Annotated in this window: 18 protein-coding genes; 13 read left to right on the top strand and 5 right to left on the bottom strand. The window is 67.7% G+C overall.

All coding sequences use genetic code 11. The features are described 5' to 3' along the window. From LTA6_RS01380 to LTA6_RS01340, 9 genes are all read left to right on the top strand, one after another. Nucleotides 1-846 carry a carbohydrate ABC transporter permease gene (locus LTA6_RS01380; RefSeq protein ID WP_407358458.1) on the top strand — a complete coding sequence of 282 codons (846 nt, stop codon included), beginning with the start codon at nucleotides 1-3 and terminating at the stop codon, nucleotides 844-846. 46 nt (nucleotides 847-892) lie between these two features. After that, nucleotides 893-1756, top strand: a complete 864-nt coding sequence (locus LTA6_RS01375) for a ketose-bisphosphate aldolase (protein ID WP_363544957.1) — start codon at nucleotides 893-895, stop codon at nucleotides 1754-1756. Between the two features lie 31 nt (nucleotides 1757-1787). Continuing rightward, nucleotides 1788-2984, top strand: a complete 1197-nt coding sequence (locus tag LTA6_RS01370) for an ADP-dependent glucokinase/phosphofructokinase (RefSeq protein ID WP_407358457.1) — start codon at nucleotides 1788-1790, stop codon at nucleotides 2982-2984. Next, entirely contained in the window at nucleotides 2981-3958 is a 978-nt protein-coding gene (locus LTA6_RS01365; RefSeq protein WP_407358456.1) for a class I mannose-6-phosphate isomerase, read from the top strand. The genes LTA6_RS01370 and LTA6_RS01365 overlap by 4 nt, the downstream gene beginning before the upstream one ends. Before the next feature lie 52 nt (nucleotides 3959-4010). Next, nucleotides 4011-4481, top strand: a complete 471-nt coding sequence (locus LTA6_RS01360) for a DUF3817 domain-containing protein (protein WP_341975649.1) — start codon at nucleotides 4011-4013, stop codon at nucleotides 4479-4481. Beyond that, on the top strand, nucleotides 4478-6064 hold the full coding sequence (gene guaA / locus LTA6_RS01355; RefSeq protein WP_407358455.1) for a glutamine-hydrolyzing GMP synthase: 1587 nt from the start codon (nucleotides 4478-4480) through the stop codon (nucleotides 6062-6064). Before LTA6_RS01360 ends, guaA begins: the two co-directional genes overlap by 4 nt. Beyond that, on the top strand, nucleotides 6055-7464 hold the full coding sequence (locus tag LTA6_RS01350) for a glycosyltransferase (RefSeq protein ID WP_407358454.1): 1410 nt from the start codon (nucleotides 6055-6057) through the stop codon (nucleotides 7462-7464). Before guaA ends, LTA6_RS01350 begins: the two co-directional genes overlap by 10 nt. Before the next feature lie 140 nt (nucleotides 7465-7604). Beyond that, nucleotides 7605-8030, top strand: coding sequence for a YciI family protein (locus tag LTA6_RS01345; RefSeq protein WP_341975646.1), 426 nt, complete (start codon nucleotides 7605-7607; stop codon nucleotides 8028-8030). Nucleotide 8031: 1 nt separating this feature from the next. Further along, nucleotides 8032-9318: an RNA polymerase sigma factor gene (locus tag LTA6_RS01340; RefSeq protein ID WP_407358453.1), complete on the top strand. Its 1287-nt coding sequence runs from the start codon at nucleotides 8032-8034 to the stop codon at nucleotides 9316-9318. A 115-nt stretch (nucleotides 9319-9433) separates the two neighbouring features. On the opposite strand, the gene LTA6_RS01335 is transcribed toward LTA6_RS01340, so the two are convergent. Both LTA6_RS01335 and LTA6_RS01330 read right to left on the bottom strand, forming a co-directional pair. Then, on the bottom strand, nucleotides 9434-9706 hold the full coding sequence (locus LTA6_RS01335; protein WP_341975644.1) for a GlsB/YeaQ/YmgE family stress response membrane protein: 273 nt from the start codon (nucleotides 9704-9706) through the stop codon (nucleotides 9434-9436). Between the two features lie 154 nt (nucleotides 9707-9860). Beyond that, the gene (locus LTA6_RS01330; RefSeq protein WP_407358452.1) at nucleotides 9861-10775 is read right to left on the bottom strand and encodes a Bax inhibitor-1/YccA family protein; all 915 of its coding nucleotides are present in this window, start codon (nucleotides 10773-10775) and stop codon (nucleotides 9861-9863) included. An 87-nt stretch (nucleotides 10776-10862) separates the two neighbouring features. On the opposite strand from LTA6_RS01330, the gene LTA6_RS01325 reads away from it, so the two are divergent. After that, nucleotides 10863-11849, top strand: a complete 987-nt coding sequence (locus LTA6_RS01325; RefSeq protein WP_407358451.1) for a glycerophosphodiester phosphodiesterase family protein — start codon at nucleotides 10863-10865, stop codon at nucleotides 11847-11849. Nucleotides 11850-11873: 24 nt separating this feature from the next. On the opposite strand, the gene LTA6_RS01320 is transcribed toward LTA6_RS01325, so the two are convergent. Both LTA6_RS01320 and LTA6_RS01315 read right to left on the bottom strand, forming a co-directional pair. Continuing rightward, nucleotides 11874-12335: a hemerythrin domain-containing protein gene (locus tag LTA6_RS01320; protein ID WP_363544979.1), complete on the bottom strand. Its 462-nt coding sequence runs from the start codon at nucleotides 12333-12335 to the stop codon at nucleotides 11874-11876. Between the two features lie 15 nt (nucleotides 12336-12350). Further along, on the bottom strand, nucleotides 12351-12743 hold the full coding sequence (locus LTA6_RS01315) for a YccF domain-containing protein (protein WP_407358450.1): 393 nt from the start codon (nucleotides 12741-12743) through the stop codon (nucleotides 12351-12353). Between the two features lie 182 nt (nucleotides 12744-12925). On the opposite strand from LTA6_RS01315, the gene LTA6_RS01310 reads away from it, so the two are divergent. Continuing rightward, nucleotides 12926-15763, top strand: a complete 2838-nt coding sequence (locus LTA6_RS01310) for a lamin tail domain-containing protein (RefSeq protein ID WP_407358449.1) — start codon at nucleotides 12926-12928, stop codon at nucleotides 15761-15763. Between the two features lie 127 nt (nucleotides 15764-15890). Here LTA6_RS01310 and LTA6_RS01305 read toward each other — a convergent pair whose 3' ends face one another. Continuing rightward, nucleotides 15891-16292, bottom strand: a complete 402-nt coding sequence (locus LTA6_RS01305; protein ID WP_341975638.1) for a pyridoxamine 5'-phosphate oxidase family protein — start codon at nucleotides 16290-16292, stop codon at nucleotides 15891-15893. 68 nt (nucleotides 16293-16360) lie between these two features. On the opposite strand from LTA6_RS01305, the gene LTA6_RS01300 reads away from it, so the two are divergent. Both LTA6_RS01300 and LTA6_RS01295 read left to right on the top strand, forming a co-directional pair. Next, nucleotides 16361-18826 (top strand): UvrD-helicase domain-containing protein, encoded by a 2466-nt coding sequence (locus LTA6_RS01300; protein WP_341975637.1) that lies wholly within the window; start codon nucleotides 16361-16363, stop codon nucleotides 18824-18826. Nucleotides 18827-19101: 275 nt separating this feature from the next. Further along, nucleotides 19102-20217, top strand: a complete 1116-nt coding sequence (locus tag LTA6_RS01295) for an SseB family protein (RefSeq protein WP_341975636.1) — start codon at nucleotides 19102-19104, stop codon at nucleotides 20215-20217. The last annotated feature ends 43 nt before the right edge of the window (nucleotides 20218-20260 follow it).

Raw genomic sequence — 20260 nt, 5'->3', positions numbered from 1 at the left:
ATGGCTCTCACCGTCAAGAACCAGCGCCTCGCGGCGAAGACCGGTGTCACGATCGGCCTCATCCTCGGTGCGGTGTTCGCTGCGGGGCCCGTGCTGTGGATGCTCTCGAGCTCGTTCAAGTCGAACACCCAGATCTTCGAACTGCCACCGCGCCTGATCACCGACACGTTCTCGTTCGACGCATACGTCGCGATCTTCACGAACCCCGAGACCATGAGGTTCTTCCTCAACAGTTACATCGTCGCCGGAGCGGTCACGATCCTGACGTTGATCGTCGCGATCCAGGCGGCCTATGCCTTCAGTCGCTTCGAGTTCCGCGGCAAGCGCATCCTGAACGTCGTGATCGTGAGCGTGCAGGCCGTGCCACCCATCACGCTGCTCATCCCGTACTTCGGCCTGATGGTCGCGCTCGGTCTGTACAACTCCTACGCCGGCCTCATCCTCACCTACATGGTGTTCACGCTGCCCTACGCGATCATCATGATGACCGGGTACTTCAACACCCTGCCAAAGGAACTCGACGAGGCCGTCCGCGTCGACGGCGCGGGTTCGATGACGGCCCTCTGGCGCATCCTCGTCCCGATCTCGGTCCCCGGCATCGTCTCGGTCGGCATCTACACGTTCATGATCGCGTGGAACGAGTACCTGTTCGCCCTCACGCTCACCCGCACGATCGACATGCGCACCGTGCCGATCGGCATCCAGCTGCTGATGGGTCAGCACTCCTACGAGTGGAACCAGATCATGGCGATGAGCGTGCTCGGGTCGATCCCGGTGCTCATCCTCTTCCTCTTCTTCCAGCGCTATTTCATCAGCGGTCTCACGGCCGGCTCGGTGAAGAGCTGACATCCGTCACCCCAGACTTCGACCACCACGAAACAGGAGAAATCACGTGCTCTACACCGGCAAATCCATCCTCGATGTCGCGAACGCGCATAACTTCGCGATCCCCGCGTTCAACATCAGCGACTGGGCGATGTTCAACGGCATCATCGACATCAGCGAGGAACTGTCCGCACCGGTCATCATCGCGATCCACCCCGATGAGGTCTCCCACATCACGACCGACCTCATTCCCGCGATGCACTCCCGTGCGCACCGGTCGAGCGTTCCGGTCGCGATCCACTGGGACCACGGTGGCAGCTACGAGCAGATCATCACGGCCATCAAGGCGGGATTCACGTCGGTGATGATCGACGCCTCGCTGCTGCCGTTCGACGAGAACGTCGCCCTGACGCGCAAGGTCGTCGAGGCCGCGCACGCCGTCGGCATCCAGGTCGAGGGCGAGCTCGGCACGATCGGTGCGAACGACAGCTACGGAGAATCCGGAGCGGCGGAGATCATCTACACGAACCCTGCCGACGCGGTGCGCTTCGTCGAGGAGACCGGCGTCGACAGCCTCGCGATCGCGATCGGGACGTCTCATGGCCTCTACCCGGCGGAGAAGAACCCCGAACTGCGTCACGACCTGCTCGAGCAGATCAAGGCGGCCGTCGGCATCCCGCTGGTGCTGCACGGCGGGTCGAGCAACCCCGACAGCGAGCTCAGCCGGGCGGTGAGCCTCGGGATCAACAAGATCAACATCTCCAGTGACATCAAGGTCTCGTACCACAACCGGATGCGCGAGATCCTCGGCACCGATCAGCGGCTCCGGGAGCCCAATGCCATCCAGCCGGGTTCCGTCGCGGCGATGAAGGTCACCGCTGCGGAGAAGATCCGGCTCTTCGGCGCAGACGGCACGGCCTCGCTGTACTGAATCCGCTGGCGAGAGGAGGATGATCGGCGACGTGGACAGACATTTCGTTCTCGGGCTCGGCGGCACCGTCGACTACGAACTCCGATGGGACACCGCGGTGCTCGATCGGCTCGCCCTCGAGCATCGAGTGCGCAGGCACGAACTGACGACCACGGCGCCGATCATCGACGAGCGCTCGCTGCTCGTGGCGATTCTCGCCTTCCTCGCCTCCGGTACCGGTGCGGAGCGATTCGTCGCCTCGTCGGCTGTCATCGAGCGCTTCGTGAGTCATTTCGAGTACGACATCACCCTCGGCGGCACGGGTGTGCGTGCCGGCCTGGCACTCGATCGCCTGGGCATCCCGAGCGTCCAGCATCTGGTGAGCATCGACGAGAACGTGCGCCGACTGCTGCCGCCGTCGATCTCCTACGTCTCGTCCGCCACTCGCGACACCCTCGACCCGCACCTGATCGTGCAGTATCCGGTGGGCGCCCGGGCCCGGATGCTGGACGGAGACGTCGTCTCGCCGGCGCCGAACCGCCTGATCTTCGCGAACGATCCTCCCAATCGGGAGATGGCCATCGCTGCCGAACTGCCCGCAGCTCTCGAGGGCGCAGCGGCCTTCCTCATCTCCGGGTTCAACACGATGCAGGATCATGAGCTGCTCGAGCGGCGGCTGGATGAGCTGGAGCAGGCCATGCGCAGCCTGCCAGACGATGCGCTCGTCTTCTACGAGGACGCAGGCTTCTATGTCCGCGACTTCGCGGAGACGGTGAGAGCGCGGTTGCTCCCGCGGATCGACGTGTACAGCATGAACGAGGACGAGCTGCAGGAGTACTGCGGGCGCGCGGTGAACCTGCTGGATGCCGGTTCGATCGTCGACGCCCTCGACGAGGTCGCTGCGCGAATCCCGTCGCCCGCGCTCGTCGTGCACACCCGCTACTGGGCGACGGCGATCGGTCCGCAGGCCCGACGGCACCGAGAGGCTCTTGACAGCGCCGTTCGCATGGCCGCGACCCGGTACCGGCTGGGAGACCGGTTCGCGGCGGAGGATATCGAGAGCACGGCCGCGATGCCACGGCATGCCGGCGGAGCGGCGGTGGTCGCTGCGATCGAGAGTCTCCGGAGCGACATCGTCGGTGTGCCGGGATTCGTCTTCGATGTTCCTTCGCCGACGACGGTCGGGCTCGGCGACAGCTTCGTCGGCGGCTTCCTCTCCGCGCGCAGTCAGAGTGGACGGGGCGCGTGAGGCCGATCAGGCTTCTCGCCAATCGTCCTCCGGAGCGCTTCTATCGCGGAGGGGCGCGGATCAGCGCGTTCCGCGGCGAGCTTTCGTCGGAGGAGCGGGAGCCCGAGGACTGGATCGGGTCGACCACGACGATCCGCGGAGAGTCGGAACTCGGGCTCACCCGCCTCCCCGACGGCGAACTGCTGCGGGATGCGATCATGAACGATCCCGAGTTCTGGCTCGGAGCCGCGCACGTCGCGCGGTGGGGAGCGGACGCGCGGCTGCTGGTCAAGCTCCTGGATGCCGGCCAGCGACTCCCGGTGCACGCGCATCCTGATGACGCCTTCGCCGCGACGCATCTCGGCATTGCCCACGGCAAGGCCGAGGCCTGGTACATCCTCGAAGGCGGGGTCGTGCACATCGGACTCCGGCGTGACGTCGAGGCGGAAGAACTCTCGGCCCTCGTGGCATCGCAGGAGGTCGAAGCGCTGCTGGCGCTGCTGCACGAGGTGGATGTCGCTCCAGGCGACGTCGTCTGGGTGCCGCCGGGTGAGCTGCACGCGATCGGCGCCGGTGTCCTGCTGCTCGAATTGCAGCAGCCGGAGGACCTCTCCATCCTGCTCGAGTGGAAGGGTTTCGCTGTCGACGGTCCGAATGCCGGGCACCTCGGTCTGGGCTTCGACCTCGCGCTCGCCGCCGTCCGCCGGTCCGGGCGGAGCCGGGCCGAGCTCCGGCACCTCGTGCGAGCGGCGCCGCCCTCCGGTTCCGTCTTCCCGCGCGACGCCGATGAGTACTTCCGCTTGGATCGGCATCCTGTCGCCGGAACAGACCAGCTCGCGCCTGGTTTCTCCCTCTCGGTGGTCACCAGCGGAGACGTGGAGATCGCGGGGCAGCCGTTCCCGGTGGGCACGACTCTGCTGACACCCGCCGCGGCCGGTCGACTCGTCGTGAGCGGGTCGGGGGAGCTGTTGGTCGCTCGACCGCCGATGCCTTGAGGCAGAACGGCGAGGGCATGAGGCAGCTGATGGCGACGACTAGACTGGTGGCATGCCCGAACCGAAAGTCGCCAGCTTTCCGGCGATCCGCGGTGCACTGAAGTTCTACCAGATCGCGTCGATCATCACCGGAGTCATGCTGCTCCTGCTGGTGGCCGAGATGGTGCTCAAGTACACGCCGATCCATCTCGAGCTCTTCGCGGGCGGATCCGGCGGTCCGCTGTGGTTCGCGCCGGTCGTGGAGGGCCCCGAGGGGCTGGAGTCCACCGGCGACGGAGCGAACCTGTCGCTGTTCATCCTCGTGGCGCACGGCTGGTTCTATGTCGTCTACCTCTTCGCCTGCTTCCGCATGTGGAGCCTGATGCGCTGGCCGCTGCTGCGTCTGGCGCTCCTCGCGCTCGGCGGCGTCATCCCGCTGCTCTCCTTCATCATGGAGACGATCGTCGCCCGCGACGTGAAGTCCTACCTCGCAACCAGGGAGGCCGCAGAGGCCCCCGTCCCCGCCCCGGAAGGTGTCCGTTGACCGAACAGTCCGAGACCCAGCAGCGTCCAGCGCTCGTCGTCGACTTCGGCGCGCAGTACGCGCAGCTGATCGCCCGTCGCGTCCGCGAAGCGGGCGTGTACAGCGAGATCGTGCCGCACACCGCCACCGCCGCCGAGATCGCCGCGAAGAACCCGGTTGCGATCATCCTCTCCGGAGGCCCGTCCTCGGTGTATGAGGAGGGCGCTCCGCGCCTGGACCCGGCCGTTTTCGACCTCGGCGTGCCCACGCTGGGCATCTGCTACGGCTTCCAGTACATGGCGCAGACCCTGGGCGGCGAGGTCGCGCACACCGGCCTGCGTGAGTACGGGGCGACGGATGCCGTCATCACCGGTGACGGCGGCACACTGCTCGGCGGCCAGCCGGCCGAGCAGAACGTGTGGATGAGCCACGGCGACCAGGTCGCCAAGGCGCCCGAGGGCTTCGAGGTGCTCGCGACGACGGATGCCACCAAGGTCGCTGCCTTCGCGAACGAGGAGCGCGGGTTCTACGGCGTGCAGTGGCACCCCGAGGTCAAGCACTCCGACCACGGCCAGCGAGTGCTGGAGAACTTCCTGCACAAGGGTGCAGGCCTCGCCGCCGACTGGAACAGCGGCAACGTGATCGCCGAGCAGGTCGAGCGGATCCGCGCGCAGGTCGGCGATGCCCGTGTCATCTCGGCGCTGTCCGGCGGCGTCGACTCGGCGGTGTCGACGGCCCTCGTGCACAAGGCGATCGGCGACCAGCTCACTGCCGTGTTCGTCGACCACGGTCTCCTCCGCAAGGGCGAGCGCGAGCAGGTCGAGAAGGACTACGTCGAATCCACCGGCGTGCGTTTGATCACGGTCGACGCGGAAGACACCTTCCTCGGCTACCTCGAGGGCGTCACCGACCCCGAGGAGAAGCGCAAGATCATCGGTCGCGAGTTCATCCGCGCCTTCGAGAAGGTGCAGCTCGACCTCGTCGAGGAGGCCCGCCAGACCGGTGGAGCCCCGATCAAGTTCCTCGTGCAGGGCACGCTGTATCCCGACGTGGTGGAGTCCGGTGGCGGCACGGGCACGGCCAACATCAAGTCGCACCACAACGTCGGCGGCCTCCCGGACGATCTCGACTTCGAGCTCATCGAACCGCTGCGAGCTCTCTTCAAGGACGAGGTCCGCGCCATCGGTCGCGAGCTCGGCATCCCCGAGGCGATCGTGGGGCGTCAGCCCTTCCCGGGGCCGGGCCTCGGCATCCGCATCATCGGCGAAGTCACGCGCGACCGCCTCGAGATTCTGCGTGAGGCCGACGCCATCGCGCGCGAAGAACTCACGAAGGCGGGGCTCGACCAGACGATCTGGCAGTGCCCCGTCGTGCTCCTCGCCGACGTGCGCTCGGTAGGCGTCCAGGGAGACGGCCGCACCTACGGGCACCCGATCGTGCTGCGTCCGGTCTCCAGTGAAGACGCGATGACGGCCGACTGGACGCGCCTGCCGTACGACGTGCTGGCGAAGATCTCGAACCGCATCACCAACGGGGTGCGCGACGTCAACCGCGTCGTCCTCGACGTGACCTCCAAGCCGCCGGGGACCATCGAGTGGGAGTAGAGGACGTCGATACGTCCTCTACCTCGGCGTCTGGGATCTTCCCGGACGCCGAGTATCTCGTGCTGTCCAGCCGGCTCATTCCTGATCTCGACGGCGGCTACACGATCGCGACGCTGGCGCGTGCGAAGCAGATGGCGGATGCGGGCGTCGCCGACGGTCGCGGACCGCAGCTGCTGACGTTCGATCCCGGTACCGCTGCCGCGCATGCTGAGCATCGTCGCGTCTTCGCCGAGCGGGGAGCGCTCGCGTCGCCGGAACGGCTCCGCAACCTCTTCGACGAGGCTCAGGCTCCGGATGGCGGCGCCGCGGAGTGGCTGCTTCGAGCGGCCGACATCGGCCTCGCGGAGACGCCGGGGCGTGAGTATCGAACGCTGGCGGATGAATCCGGTCGCCCCTTCGCGGCGCTTCCGGTGATCGCCGGAGATCCGGACTGGCACCTCACGACCGAGCCGGTGCGGGTCTACGACTCCACGGGTGCGACGGTCGGCGCCCTGCCGGGATTCGCCGGCATCTACCGTGCCTGGCTCGAACACATCGTGGCGTCCGTGGGCGAACGGCCCATCGTCGTCATCTGCGAGTCGCGGCAGCTCGGCGAGCTGATCGTCGACTGGGCGCATCCGCGGGTGCGGCTCATTCACACGATCCACACGATGCACGTGGAGCCGCCCTACACGCCGGATGCGCCGCTCAACGCCCTCTGGTCCCGATGGTTCGCGCTCGCCGAGGGCTTCGACGCCGTGGTCTGGCCGACTCCCACCCAGCGTCAGGATGTGGTGCGCCGTTTCGGCGGCGAGAGCACGCACCGTGTGGTTCCGCACGGCGTGCAACCTCCTCGATCGCGCCAGGCAGAACGCGAGCCGGGGCTCGTCGTCGTGCTGGGCCGGCTCGCGGCCGGCAAGCGCATCGATCACGCGATCCGTGCCTTCCTGCATGCGGATGTGCCGCACGCACGCCTCGAGATCTGGGGCGACGGGCCGGAACGGGCACGACTGCAGCAACTGATCGAGGAGTGTGACGCCGGAGAGCGGGTGCTTCTCGCGGGGTTCGCGGAGGATCCCGCAGCGGTGCTGGATCGCGCGTCCGTGGTGCTCACCGCGACGGCATTCGAGGCTCAGGGGCTGTCGATCGTCGAGGCTCTTGCCCACGGTGCACCGGCCGTGTCGTACGACGTGCGTTACGGTCCTGGCGACATCCTGGGCGGTGGTGGGGGAGTGCTGGTGCCGGACGGTGATGAGGATGCTCTGGCCGAGGCCGTGCGCAGCCTGCTCTCCGACCCCGCGCTCTGGGAGCGACTGCACGGCCAGACCGGTGCGGCAGCGGGCGTATGGAGCCCCGAGGCGGCGATGGGTGCACTTGCCGGCGTCGCACGCGGCGTGCTGGCGGCGCCGGCGCGACGCTGAGTCCTGCGGTATCGGGCGGGACCAGGCCGACTCTTGAAGTGCTGAGAAGTTTTTTCGGCACGTTTGTCGATCCAGGGTCTTCTCGTTCGACGTCTTCAATGAGAGGGTCGAAAACGACCCAGGACACCAAGGAGAACATCATGAAGTTCATGCTCATCATGCGCGCGACGGACGAGGCTGTGGAGGCGTACAAGAACACCCCCTTCGAGCAGGTCATCGAGGCCATGGGCAAGTACAACGAGTCGATGATGAAGGCGGGCGTGCTTCTGGCCGGCGAGGGGCTCACCGACGCTGCCGAGGGATTCGTCGTCGACTTCAGCGCGGAGGCGCCGTTGATCACCGACGGCCCGTACGGCGAGACCAAGGAACTGTTCAACGGCTTCTGGATCATCGAGGTCTCCTCGCGCGAAGAGGCGGCGGAGTGGGCAGGACGTGCGCCCCTCGGCCCTGGATCGTTCCTGGAGGTGCGGCGGGTGACCGAGTTCGACGACTTCCCCGCCGACAACGAGTGGATCCAGAAGGAAGAGGGCTGGCGCGACGAGCAGGCGCAGCGCGCCCAGCAGTGAGATGAGCGACCCTTCTGCAGACCAGGCGACGCGCTCCGCATCCGATCAGACATCGGCGGAGCGCGCCGTCGCGGCGGTCTGGCGCATCGAATCGGCCAAGATCGTCGCGACGCTGACGCGTATGGTCGGCGACTTCGGGCTCGCAGAGGACCTCGCCCAGGAATCGCTGATCGACGCGTTGCGGCAGTGGCCCGTCGAGGGCGTTCCGCGCAACCCGGCAGCCTGGCTGACGGCGGTGGCGAAGCGCAAGGCGATCGACGGCTGGCGTCGACGTGAACGCCTGGACGACAGGCTCGCCGCGATCGCTCACGACCTGGAACGTGAGCAGTCCACCGATGCGCTGCCCTGGGATCCGGATGCTGTCGACGACGATGTGCTGCGTCTGATCTTCATCTCCTGCCACCCTGTGCTGTCGCGGGAGGCGCAGGTCGCGCTCACCCTGCGCGTGGTCGGCGGCCTCGGGAGCGAGGAGATCGCGCGGGCTTTTCTCGTGCCGACCGCCACCGTGCAGCAGCGCATCGTGCGGGCGAAGAAGACTCTCGCCGCCGCGAACGTGCCGTTCGAGGTGCCGTCGAGGGAGGAGCAGCCGGAACGACTCGGAGCGATCCTCGGGGTGCTCTATCTGATCTTCAACGAGGGGCACACCGCCAGCGGCGGCTCGGACTGGATGCGCCCGGAACTCAGCGAAGAGGCGATCCGGCTCACACGAGTGCTTGCGGCCCTGATGCCCCGCGAGCGCGACGTGCACAGCGTGCTCTCGCTGATGGAGCTCACCGCGGCACGGTTCGCGGCTCGCGTCGACGGGCAAGGGAATCCGGTGCTGCTGGGGGACCAGGATCGCCGACGCTGGGATCGGGGGCGCATCTCCCGCGGGCGAGCCGCGCTGGCTCGGGCGGATGCTCTGGGCCGAGGTCGCGGTGCCTATGGGCTGCAGGCGGCGATCGCGGAATGCCATGCGGTGGCGGCATCGCTCGAGGAGACCGACTGGGAACGGATCGTCGTGCTCTACGAGGCGCTGGGCCGGATCGCGCCGTCACCGGTGGTCGAGCTGAACCGCGCGGCTGCTGTCGCGATGGCCACCGGTCCCGCATCCGCCTTGCGAATCATCGACCGCCTTGCCGAGTCGGGGGCCCTGCGGGGGTACCACCTGCTCCCGGCGACGCGCGGAGAACTGCTGCTGCGTCTGGGCAGAAACGACGAGGCGCGAAGCGAGTTCGCGGTCGCGGCATCTCTCGCCGGGAACGACCGAGAACGCGCCCTGCTCGAGGCGAAGGCCGCCGGGAGATGAGGATCTGTCCCGCCGACTCCTGCCGGCGGCACAGACAGGAACCGCCCCTGCCGGAAGCAAAGCTGTCCGAGCAGAGGCGGAACCTCTTTCACCGCGCGCGACGCGCGAGGTGAGATCAGTCGCGAACGCGCGATCCGCGTCCGACGATCAGGCCGTAGATCAGCAGAACGATGATCGCACCGCCGATCGCGAGCAGCCAGGTCGAGAGATCCCAGAAGTTCTCGAGACCGACGCCGAAGAGCATCGAGCCGATCCAGCCGCCGAGCAGGGCTCCGACGACGCCGAGCAGAAGGGTGACGAGCCACCCGCCGCCTTGACGTCCGGGAAGGATGAGCTTGGCGATGGCACCGGCGATAAGGCCCAGAATGATGAAGGCGAGGAAACCCATGGTCAGCTCCTTTGTGTCAGGATCCCCGAGTTGCGGGGATTCGTGAGTCCACTGTGCTGGCCTCGGGACATCTCGGATACCCCCTTGCGCCGGGGTCACCAGGTATGCAAAGAGGCCCGCCTCCAGGCGGAGACGGGCCTCTTTCGAGTCGTGACTAGTTGCTGCCGCGGACGATCGCGATCATGCGCAGGATCTCGACGTACAGCCACACGACGGTGACCATGATGCCGAAGCCGCCGAGCCAGCCGTACTTGCGCGGTGCGCCGTTGCGCACGCCCTGCTGGATCTGGTCGAAGTCCATCACCAGCGAGTACGCGGCCATGAAGACTACGAGGACGCCGATGATGAGGCCGAGCGGGATGCCCATGACTTCCTGGCTGAGAAGGCCGAACGCCTGGCCGGCCGGGAGCACGTTCGTCCACATCAGGACGAGGTTGAGCAGCGAGAAGACCATGTAGCCGAGCATCGCGATCATGACGATCTTGGTCATCTTCTTCGACGCGCGGATCTTGCCGCTGGCGAAGAGGGCGAGGGTCACGCCGACGACGGCGACCGTCGCGAGGGTGGCCTGCATGACGATGCCGGGCCAGATCATCTCGAAGAACGCGGAGATGCCACCGACGAACAGGCCCTCCAGCGCCGCGTAGACGAAGATCAGTGCGGGACGCACCTTCTTGCGCGAGGTGAAGGTGATCACCATGGCGAGCACGAAGCCACCGAAGGCGCCGATCATCCACGGAATCATCGAGACACCCTGGCGGGGATCGATCTGCACGCCGCCGAGGGTCCACACCCAGCCGATGGCGGCGGTGACGAGCAGGATGCCGAAGAGGGCGGCGGTCTTCCAGACCGTGTCCTCGACCGTCATCCGGTCGGTCTCGATCGCGCCGGCGGGCGGACCGGCGTACATGCCCTCCAGCTGTGCGTTGGCGGCAGCATCCATTCCGGCGTGCTGCGCGGAACCGAACTGCGCACCCTGAGCCGCAGCCTGCGGGCCGCCGGGGTAGGTCGCGACATTGCGCGGATCCTGCTGCTTGAACGCCGGATTGTTGAAGGCGAAATTGCTCATGGTGGGCCTCACTCCAAAGTGTGCGTAGGTCTCTTTCCTCCACGATACCCGCGCGGTGCGCTCAGTGGCGTGTTCTACGCTGAGAGCGTGCCCAGGAAATCACCGCTCGTCATCGGTCATCGCGGCGCTCCCGGCTACCGTCCGGAGCACAGCCGATCGTCGTACGAGCTCGCGCTCGCCATGGGCGTCGACGCCGTGGAGCCCGACATCGTCGCCACCCAGGACGGCGTCCTCGTCGTGCGGCACGAGAACGAGATCTCCGGCACCACCGACGTCGCCGAGCATCCTGAGTTCGCCGACCGACGCACCACCAAGCGCGTCGACGGCCAGGCACTGACCGGCTGGTTCACCGAGGACTTCACCTGGGCCGAACTGACCACTCTGCGCAGCCGCGAGCGGCTGCCCGAGGTGCGGCTGACCAGCGCGAGCTTCGACGGGTCGCAGGCCATTCTGCGACTGAGCGACGTGCTCGACATCGTGCGCGCCGGCTCGATCGAGCACGGGCGCGAGATCGGCGTGGTGCTGGAGATCAAGCATGCGACCTACTTCGCGAGCATCGGCCTGGACCTTGCTCCCCTGATCGAACGGGATCTTCGCGAGGCAGGCTGGGCCGACGGCGAGCTGCCCCTCATCATCGAGTGCTTCGAATCGACGGTGCTCGGCCACCTGCGTGCACGAGGGATCGCCGCTTCCTACGTCTATCTGATCGAGGCATCCGGCCGCCCGTACGACCTCCTCGTCGCGCAGGGCAAGCAGGCGCTCAGCTACAAGGCCACGGTCACGCCGCGGGGACTCGATGGTCTGGTCGGCAAGGTCGATGGCATCAGCGTCAACAAGAGGATGCTGCTGGCCAAGGGCAACACGATCGTGGACGATGCGCATGCGCGCGGCCTCAAGGTGTTCACCTGGACCGCCCGCCCGGAGAACGCGTTCCTGGCCGCGGAGTTCCGCGGTGCCGGCGGACGCAGCGAGTACGGCGACTACGAGGCGGAGTGGGCAGCGATCGCGCGCACCGGGATCGACGGCGTGTTCGTCGATCACCCCGATCTGGGCGTGGGCTTCTTCCGCAACTGAGCATTCGCCCGCGATCCGGGGGCATCAGAGCGGTCCCAGGACCTCCGGCACGGTCTTCTCGAGCCGCAGCGCGCGAAGGGGAGCGAGGATCTCCCGCTCTTCGAAGCGGAAATGCGACTCCATGATCGCGCCGATCCCGTCGAGGTGGCGTTCGATCGACGCCGTATCCTCATCGCGTTCGACGGCGTTGCGCAGCGCGTTCAGCAGGTGGGAGAGCATCGAGTGATCCTGCATGAGCTTGTCGATCACTCCGGAGAGTTCGGGATGCTCGTCGCGCAGCGCGGGGAACAGGCTGCGGTCCTCGCTGCGGTGGTGGCCGTCCAGCGCCGAGCAGAAACCGATGCAGAAGAGCAGCAGCTCGGACGCGGCATCCGGTGCGGTGTCGCCCGCATCCAGCGCCGCCCGCGTGGCGGAAAGGGCGGCGCGCAGGCGGGTGTGCGCCGAGCGGAGCTCTTCATCCCAGGCGATCAGGCGGTCAGCATCCACCGGGCAAGTGTACGGCTACCCCGCGAACGCACCCCGCCGGGTGGACACGATCTCCTTGCCGAGGGGCATGAGCGAGATCGGCACCATCTTGAAGTCGGCGATACCCATCGGGATGCCGATGATCGTGATGCACAGCGCGATACCGGAGACGATGTGACCGATCGCCAGCCACCAGCCCGCGAGAATCACCCAGAGCACGTTGCCGAGGAACGAGCCCACGCCGGCCGTCGGCTTGCTGATGACCTCACGCCCGAACGGCCAGATGGCGTAGCGGGCGATGCGGAACGACGCGATCGCCCACGGGATGGTCACGATCGGGATGCACAGCAGGATGCCCGCCAGCATGTAGCCGAGGAACAGGACCCATCCGGCGAGGATGACCCAGATGATGTTCAGGATCGTGCGCATGAGGTGATTGTCGCAGTCGTGGCTGGGACTACGCCTGACGCATGCGCCCGGCAGATGCCGGCGCGGTCGGGAGTTGATTGGCCGCCCGCCGTTCACCTCTCGTCCATCTGCACGCCGCCGTGCGGCCACGCGGCATCGGTGGTGTGGACTCACACCCGTCTGAGTTCTCACTCTGGAGCCCCATGTCCCGCCTGCACCCCGCGGCAGCGGTCACGACGGTCTGCGCGCTCAGCGCAGCCGCCCTGTTCGCCGCACCGCTCGCCGCCACCGGCGCCGATTCCCGCATCACCGAGACTGCGGGCGCACCCGCGGGTCTCGTCCTCAACGAGATCGTCTACGACGACGCGGCGACCGGACTCGCCGACCAGGTCGAGATCTACAACGCCGGCGCCGAGCCCATCTCGCTCGATGGCTGGTACATCTCCGACGAGAAGCGCGACACCTTCGGCCACGCGCCGGCCGGCACCACACTGGCTCCGGGGGAGTTCCTCGTGCTGGTGAAGGACGTCGACTTCGATTTCGGTCTCGGCAAGGGTGACGAGGTCGTGCTGTTCGACCCGGCCGGCGCCGAGGCCGACGCATACGCCTACGAGAACACGGCTCCACTGGCCGTGTGGGCGCGCTGCGCCGACGGCGTGGGCGAGTGGGCGCACGCGACCGCGGCGACCCCCGGCGCGGCCAACGACTGCACCGTGGTGCCGGTCACCGGCTCCATCGTGATCAACGAGGTCGACTCGCAGCCGGCCGACTGGGTGGAGTTCTACAACCCCGGTGGCGAGGCGCTCGACATCTCCGGCTTCGAGATCCGCGACAACTCCGACGATCACCGCTGGCAGTTCCGGCCGGGGACCCAGATCGGCGCAGGGGAGTTCCTCATCGTCGACGAGAGCACGATCGGCATCGTGGACGGCACGGAGGCCGCATTCCGCGATCCGATCGGCATCGGCAGCGCCGACCGCATCCGTCTCTACGACGCCGCGGGTGCCCTGATCGACGACACGCTGATGTGGGACGGCCACGCGGCGATCGGCGGGGACTTCAGCGCCGCCACGCTGGCGCGCTGCCCCGATGGCGTCGGCGCATTCATCCTCGCCCACGCCACCCCGGGTGCGACCAACTCGTGCGTGATGCCGGATGTCGCGATCAACGAGATCGAATCCAACGGCGACGCCACCGACTGGGTCGAGGTCGTCAATGCGGGAAGCGCCTCCGTCGACCTCTCCGGCTGGACCGTGATGGACAACGATCCGTCCGGCCATGCTGGTGACGCGACGCCGCTGCCCGCCGGCACGATTCTCGAGCCGGGCGCCTACTTCGTCTTCGACCAGCCCACCGCGTTCAGCTTCGGCCTCGGCAACGGCGACACCGTGACGATCCGTGATGCGAACGGCAACACCGTCGACGAGTACGTCTATCCGGCGCACGCGGACGGTGTCTGGGCGCGGTGCGCGGACGGCACCGGAGAGTTCGCGGATCAGGCGATCTCGACCAAGGGCGCGCGCAACGCCTGCGGAAGCCCCGTGCGCATCAACGAAGTCGAATCCGATGGCGGTTCCCCCGATGACTGGGTCGAACTGGTCAACCCGACAGCGGACGCGCTCGACGTGTCCGGCATCGTCGTGAAGGACGACGACGATGCGCACGCCTACACGATCCCGGCAGGCACGTCGATCGTCGCAGGCGGCTACCTCGTCATCGAGCGCGCGCAGCTCGGTTTCGGTCTGGGCGGCGGCGACGCGGTGCGCGTGTTCGACGGCGACCTGATCGTCGACGAGACGACGTGGGGCGAGGGGCACGCGGCCACGAGCTGGGGACGCTGCCCCGACATCACCGGTGCCTTCGCGCTGACCGCTCAGCCGACCAGGGGCGCCGCCAACGAGTGCGCCGGCGAGATCGCGTTCTCGCCGTGGCCGGGATCGGCCGAGGTCCGTGCGCTCGACGCCATCCCGATGTTCCTCGAGGACAGCTCGGGGCTCGACATCCAGGAGACCGCGGACGGCGCCGTTCTCTGGGCGGTCGACAACGGGGATGGACGCATCTGGAAGCTCGATGCGCACGCAGACGGTTCTGTCGTGAAGGCCGAAGGCTGGAACGACGGCAAGCGCATCCGTTTCCAGAAGGACGCATCGGACCCCGGCGCCGCCGGCCCGGACACCGAGGGCATCACGGTCGACGGCGAGGGCGCGGTCTATGTCGCGTCCGAGCGTGACAACAGTGCCAAGGGCGTGAACCAGAACGTCGTACTGAAGGTCGATCCGGATGTCGCAGCCGGTGATCTCATCGCGCAGCAGGAGTGGGATCTGACGGCTCTGCTTCCCGCAGTCGGAGCGAACCTCGGCATGGAGGCGGTCGAGTGGGTTCCGGATGCGGCGCTGGCCGGCGTGCTCTTCGACGACAACACCGGTGCCGCCTACGACCCGGCGGACTATGCCGGTCGCGGAGGAGGCTTGTTCTTCGTGGCCATCGAGGACAACGGTCACGTCTATGCGTTCGCGCTCGGAACCGACGGGAGTGCGACCCTCGTCTCCGAGATCGCACCGGGACTCGCCGGAGTGATGGCGCTGGACTACGACAGCGTGCGCGACGTGCTGTGGGCCGTGTGCGATGACGGCTGCCAGGGTCGTTCGGCCGAGATCACGCTGAACGGCACCGCACAGCCGGGCCTGGCGCACTTCGAGCGCCCCGCCGGAATGCCCGACATCAACAACGAGGGCTTCGCCACCGCTCCGGCATCGCTGTCGGTGGACGGGCAGCGACCGGTGTGGTGGTTCGCCGACGGTTTCGCGTCCGAGGCGCTGCGGACCGGCACACTCCCCGGGGTCGACGGCGAGAACCCCGGTGGCGAGAACCCCGGCGGTGAGACGCCGACGGGTCCTGGCGCGGGGAGCCCTGGTACCGGAACCCCCGGTGGCGGGCTCGCTGCAACCGGCTCCGAGGCACCCGTCGCGGCGATCGCGCTGGCGCTGATGCTCCTCCTGGCCGGAGCGGCGATCGCGCGTCGGCGTTCACGCTCGGTGTGAGTTGAGCGGGGTGCGCGGGTCGCCCGCGCACCCCGCTCGGCTCGGCGGGCGTCGGTGCCGCCGTTGCTGTCCATCTCCGGGACCCATCCGGCATCGCGGCGCCGGCGGCGAATCGCGTGATGAGAGATCAGCGACGCGGGCGCTGCACGCTGCGCCCGGACACCGCGTGCACATGCAACCGCAGAGGAAGGTCGCGGTCACCACCCGCCCACGGGTGGACGCGGCCGGAGGCCGGAAGGGCGTCGAGCTCGCCGACCGGCATCGCGGACACCGTGCCGTTCAGCAGCACGCTCCAGCCGGTCCCGGCGAGGTCGTCGTGATGATCGACCTCGAAGGCGACCTCCAGCTCACTCGCGGGAAGCGTGCTGAGGATGCTGTCCGGCGCCGTGCGGACGACGATGTCACGGTCGTCGAGGAAGTAGTTGACCGGGATGATCTGCACCCGGCCATCGCGCACGAAGCCGAATCGTCCTACGGTCGTCGTGCGCAGCAAATCGAAGCACTTCTGCTCGCTCAGACTGGTGATCATCGCTCGCCCCTCGTCGTGAGCACCGATCGTACTCCGCTGTCCTAGGCCCCGCCTAGACTCGTAAGGCCATGACCGACGCTCCTCTCATCGTCCCCTCCACCGCCGGCCCACGCTCCTCGTCATCGGAGTCCGCTGGTGCTTCCGACGACCTCCTCGCCGGGCTCAACCCGCAGCAACTCGAGGCGGTGACATACCGCGGCCAGGCGCTGCTCATCGTGGCGGGTGCCGGCTCGGGAAAGACCAGTGTGCTGACGCGCCGCATCGCGTCGCTGCTGCGGAGTCGTGAGGCATGGCCGAGCCAGATCCTCGCGATCACCTTCACCAACAAGGCTGCCGGCGAGATGCGTGAGCGCGTCGGCGCGCTCGTCGGCGAAGCATCCCGCGGCATGTGGATCTCGACCTTCCACTCCGCCTGCGTGCGGATCCTCCGTCGTGAGGCCGAGCAGTTCGGCTTCACCAAATCGTTCACGATCTACGACTCGGGAGATTCCCGCGCGTTGCTCAAGCGACTGGTCAAAGAGCATGAGGCCGACGCGTACGGGCTGACTCCGGCATCCGTGCAGTCGCGCATCTCGAAGCTCAAGAACGAACTGTCGGATGCCGATTCCTACGCGCGTCAGGCGAACATGTCAGATCCGGCGGAGCGGATCTTCGTCGAGCTCTTCGCCGACTACCAGCGGCAGCTGCAGAAGGCGAACGCCTTCGACTTCGACGACCTCATCGGGCAGACGGTCTATCTGTTCCGTGCGTTCCCGGAGGTGGCGAACACCTACCGGCGCCGCTTCCGGCACATCCTCGTCGACGAGTACCAGGACACCAACCACGCCCAGTACTCGCTCATCCACGAGCTGACCCGGCCGGTTTCGAGCGAGGCTCCCGATCCATATGCCTCGAACGGCATGATGATCTTCGAACCCGAGACCTCGCCGGAGCTCGAGGGGGCATCCCTCACCGTGGTCGGTGATTCCGACCAATCCATCTACGCCTTCCGCGGCGCGGACATCCGCAACATCAGCGAGTTCGAACGGGACTTCCCCGGCGCACGTGTCGTGCTGCTGGAGCAGAACTACCGTTCGACGCAGAACATCCTGTCGGCCGCGAACGCCGTGATCGGCAACAACTTCGACCGCAAGGACAAGAAGCTCTGGAGCGACAAGGGCGACGGCGACAAGATCGTCGGCTTCACCGGCTACTCGCAGCACGATGAGGCCCAGTTCGTCGCCGACGAGGTCGAGGCGCTGCGCCGCGCGGGGATGCCGTACTCCGAGATGGCCGTCTTCTACCGCACGAACTCCCAGTCCCGCGCGCTCGAGGAGATCTTCATCCGCTCTGCCGTCCCCTACAAGGTCATGGGCGGCACCAAGTTCTACGACCGCGCAGAGATCAAGGACGCGCTCGCCTACCTCGTGGCGGTCGCGAATCCCGCCGACGAGATGTCGGTGCGGCGCATCCTGAACAAGCCCAAGCGCGGCATCGGTGATGTCTCCGAGACGGCCATCGCACGATTCGCCGAGGAACACGGCATCTCCTTCCGCGACGCTCTTTCCCTGTCGCCCCAGTTGGGATTCGGCCCGAAGATCCAGGCCGCCATCGCCCAGCTCGACGGGGTGCTCGCCGAGGCGACCGCGATCATGCTGCCGGCGACGGGAGAGGTGCCGGCGCCGACGACGGTCGCCGACGGCCTCAGCCTTCTCCTGACGAAGAGCGGATACCTCGACGCGCTGCGCAGGAGCCGTGACCCGCAGGACGAGGCGCGGGTCGAGAACCTCGACGAGTTCGTCGCCGTCGCCAGGGACTTCGCCCGCAACAATCCCGACGGCACGATCGTCGACTTCCTCACCGAGGTCGCCCTGGTCAGCGATGCCGACGATCTGGATGACGAATCCGGTTCGGTGTCGTTGATGACGATGCACACCGCCAAGGGGCTCGAGTACGACGCGGTGTTCGTCACCGGTGTCGAGGAGGATCTGATCCCGCACCGGATCTCGGCGGGGGAGCCGGGCGGTCCGCAGGAGGAGCGCCGGCTGTTCTACGTCGGCATCACCAGGGCGCGCAAGCGCCTGCACCTCTCGCTCGCGATGACCAGGGCGCAGTTCGGCGAGGTCACGGTCGCGATGCCGAGCCGCTTCCTGCAGGAGATCCCGGTCGGCCTCGTCGACTGGCGGCAGTCGCCGGGAGACGTGAACTCCCGCGGTGGAATGCAGTCGAGGGCGCTGAACGCCCGACGACCAGGTGGCGGGTTCGGATCCTCCGGCTCGGGCGATCGCTTCGGCGTGAAGCCTCTCCCTGGCGGCGACTCCCTCAAGCCGCTGTCCACGGCGATGGACAAGTTCCCGAACCGGGTCACGGCGAAGATGCGCGACAACGGCGATCTCGAACTCGCCGCCGGCGACCGTATCCGCCACTCCGATTTCGGCGAGGGGCGCGTGGACGCCGTGACCGGCGAAGGTGCGAAGCGCATCGCCCACGTGCGCTTCGATTCCGCCGGGCAGAAGAAACTGCTCATCAAGGTCGCGCCGATCGAGAAGATCTAGGCAGCGTTCCCGCGCCGCCCCCTGTGCCGATCGGGACTCGGGGGTCGCAGATTGTCGCGTCGTGGGCGTGGTGACGGCCATGTGCGTCCCCTGGGCGGGCTTGAGAGGGGACGCAGATTGTCGTGACGTGGGCGGCGTGGCGGCCATGTGTGACCCCTGCCATGGGGGCGGGGACGCAGATTGTCGCGTCGTGGGTCGGGTGACGGCCATGTGTGACTCCTGCTGCGCGCCGCCGACCGCAGCAGGTGCCCGCGCCGCGGGTTAGGCTGACAGATATGGGCCTTTTCTCCCGCAAGAAGACCGAAGACGCTCCGGATGCCGTAGAGGCCAAGGACGCGGCGACCGCCGAGGATGCGTCCTCGCAGGAGACTGCACCGGACGAGGTCGCCGAAGTCGTCCCGTCGATCGGCATCTCCGTGCAGGCCTTCCGTGGTGTCGGCGCGGAGGCGGGTCCCGAGGTCTCGTTGCCGGACCCGGATGCCGCGCAGGCGAAGGCGTCTGCCCCGGCTTCAGCCCCCGCAGCCCCGCAGGTCCCGGCCGCCCCCGCGGAGCGCAAGCTTCCGCTGGCGCCGGCGCTGCCGCCCGAGCAGACCGAGACGGTCGCCGGGATGAAGGACAACGTCCTGCTGCGTGAAGCGTTGAAGGAGATCGCCGAGGGCGCGAGCAACGATCAGCTCCTCGGAGTGCTGCGCCAGACGCTGCAGGGGCACCTGTACCTTCGCGTGAACGGCGATGCTCGTGCGCAGATCAGCGAAGGCAAGCCGCTCTCGATCGCCGTGGTCCGCGACGGCGATCGATCGTTCATGCTCGCGTTCAGCTCGGCCGCGGCGGTCCGTGACTCCGTGAAGCAGGAGACCGACCCGTCGGCGACATCTGCGGTCGCGCAGCCGGTCACCTCCGTGCTGCAACAGGTCGTCGCTGGGGAGTTCACCGGGCTGATCGTCGACAACGCATCTGCCCCGCATCGCGTCGTCTTCCCCACCGAGCTGCTGCAGAAGGCGCTCGAGCAGGCCGAACCCGAGCTGACGGTCAAGACCATTCTGGCGGCGCCGCGACAGGCCGATTCTGCGGTGAAGGTCGGCGAGGCGCTCGCGACGAAGCGGATGTGGGTGGCGGTGAATGACGGGAACGGATCGGGCCAGGTCGGCATCGCCGAGGCGCAGACCGCAGACGGCAAGCGATTCCTCCAGCTCTTCTCGCACCCGCTCGAGGTGCTCGCGCTCGGGCGCGGCGATCGGCCGCTGCCGTTCGGGCCGGAGCAGCTGGCCAAGGTCCTGACGAGTCATTCCGAGATGGCCGGCGTCATCGTCGACCCGGCGGGTCCCTCGCTGGTCGTCGAGCGCGATGCGCTTGCGCCGGTGCTCGTGCTGGCCGTCGATCTCGGCGACTGACGCCGGGGGTTCCCCGCACGGCGGTCGCGCCATAGGGTCGGAG

Source organism: Microbacterium sp. LTA6, from assembly GCF_045690355.1.
GTDB lineage: Bacteria > Actinomycetota > Actinomycetes > Actinomycetales > Microbacteriaceae > Microbacterium.
Note: the sequence above shows the minus strand (reverse complement) of the source record. Positions and strands in the feature narration are given on the sequence as shown.

What these genes read in the sequence shown, in the direction of transcription:
- LTA6_RS01315 (WP_407358450.1), bottom strand. Translation starts at nt 12,743, where the DNA reads ATGCGCACGATCCTGAACATCATCTGGGTCATCCTCGCCGGATGGGTC.
- LTA6_RS01310 (WP_407358449.1), top strand. Translation starts at nt 12,926, where the DNA reads ATGTCCCGCCTGCACCCCGCGGCAGCGGTCACGACGGTCTGCGCGCTC.
- LTA6_RS01330 (WP_407358452.1), bottom strand. Translation starts at nt 10,775, where the DNA reads ATGAGCAATTTCGCCTTCAACAATCCGGCGTTCAAGCAGCAGGATCCG.
- LTA6_RS01300 (WP_341975637.1), top strand. Translation starts at nt 16,361, where the DNA reads ATGACCGACGCTCCTCTCATCGTCCCCTCCACCGCCGGCCCACGCTCC.
- LTA6_RS01360 (WP_341975649.1), top strand. Translation starts at nt 4,011, where the DNA reads ATGCCCGAACCGAAAGTCGCCAGCTTTCCGGCGATCCGCGGTGCACTG.
- LTA6_RS01305 (WP_341975638.1), bottom strand. Translation starts at nt 16,292, where the DNA reads ATGATCACCAGTCTGAGCGAGCAGAAGTGCTTCGATTTGCTGCGCACG.
- LTA6_RS01335 (WP_341975644.1), bottom strand. Translation starts at nt 9,706, where the DNA reads ATGGGTTTCCTCGCCTTCATCATTCTGGGCCTTATCGCCGGTGCCATC.
- LTA6_RS01340 (WP_407358453.1), top strand. Translation starts at nt 8,032, where the DNA reads ATGAGCGACCCTTCTGCAGACCAGGCGACGCGCTCCGCATCCGATCAG.
- LTA6_RS01345 (WP_341975646.1), top strand. Translation starts at nt 7,605, where the DNA reads ATGAAGTTCATGCTCATCATGCGCGCGACGGACGAGGCTGTGGAGGCG.
- LTA6_RS01380 (WP_407358458.1), top strand. Translation starts at nt 1, where the DNA reads ATGGCTCTCACCGTCAAGAACCAGCGCCTCGCGGCGAAGACCGGTGTC.
- LTA6_RS01295 (WP_341975636.1), top strand. Translation starts at nt 19,102, where the DNA reads ATGGGCCTTTTCTCCCGCAAGAAGACCGAAGACGCTCCGGATGCCGTA.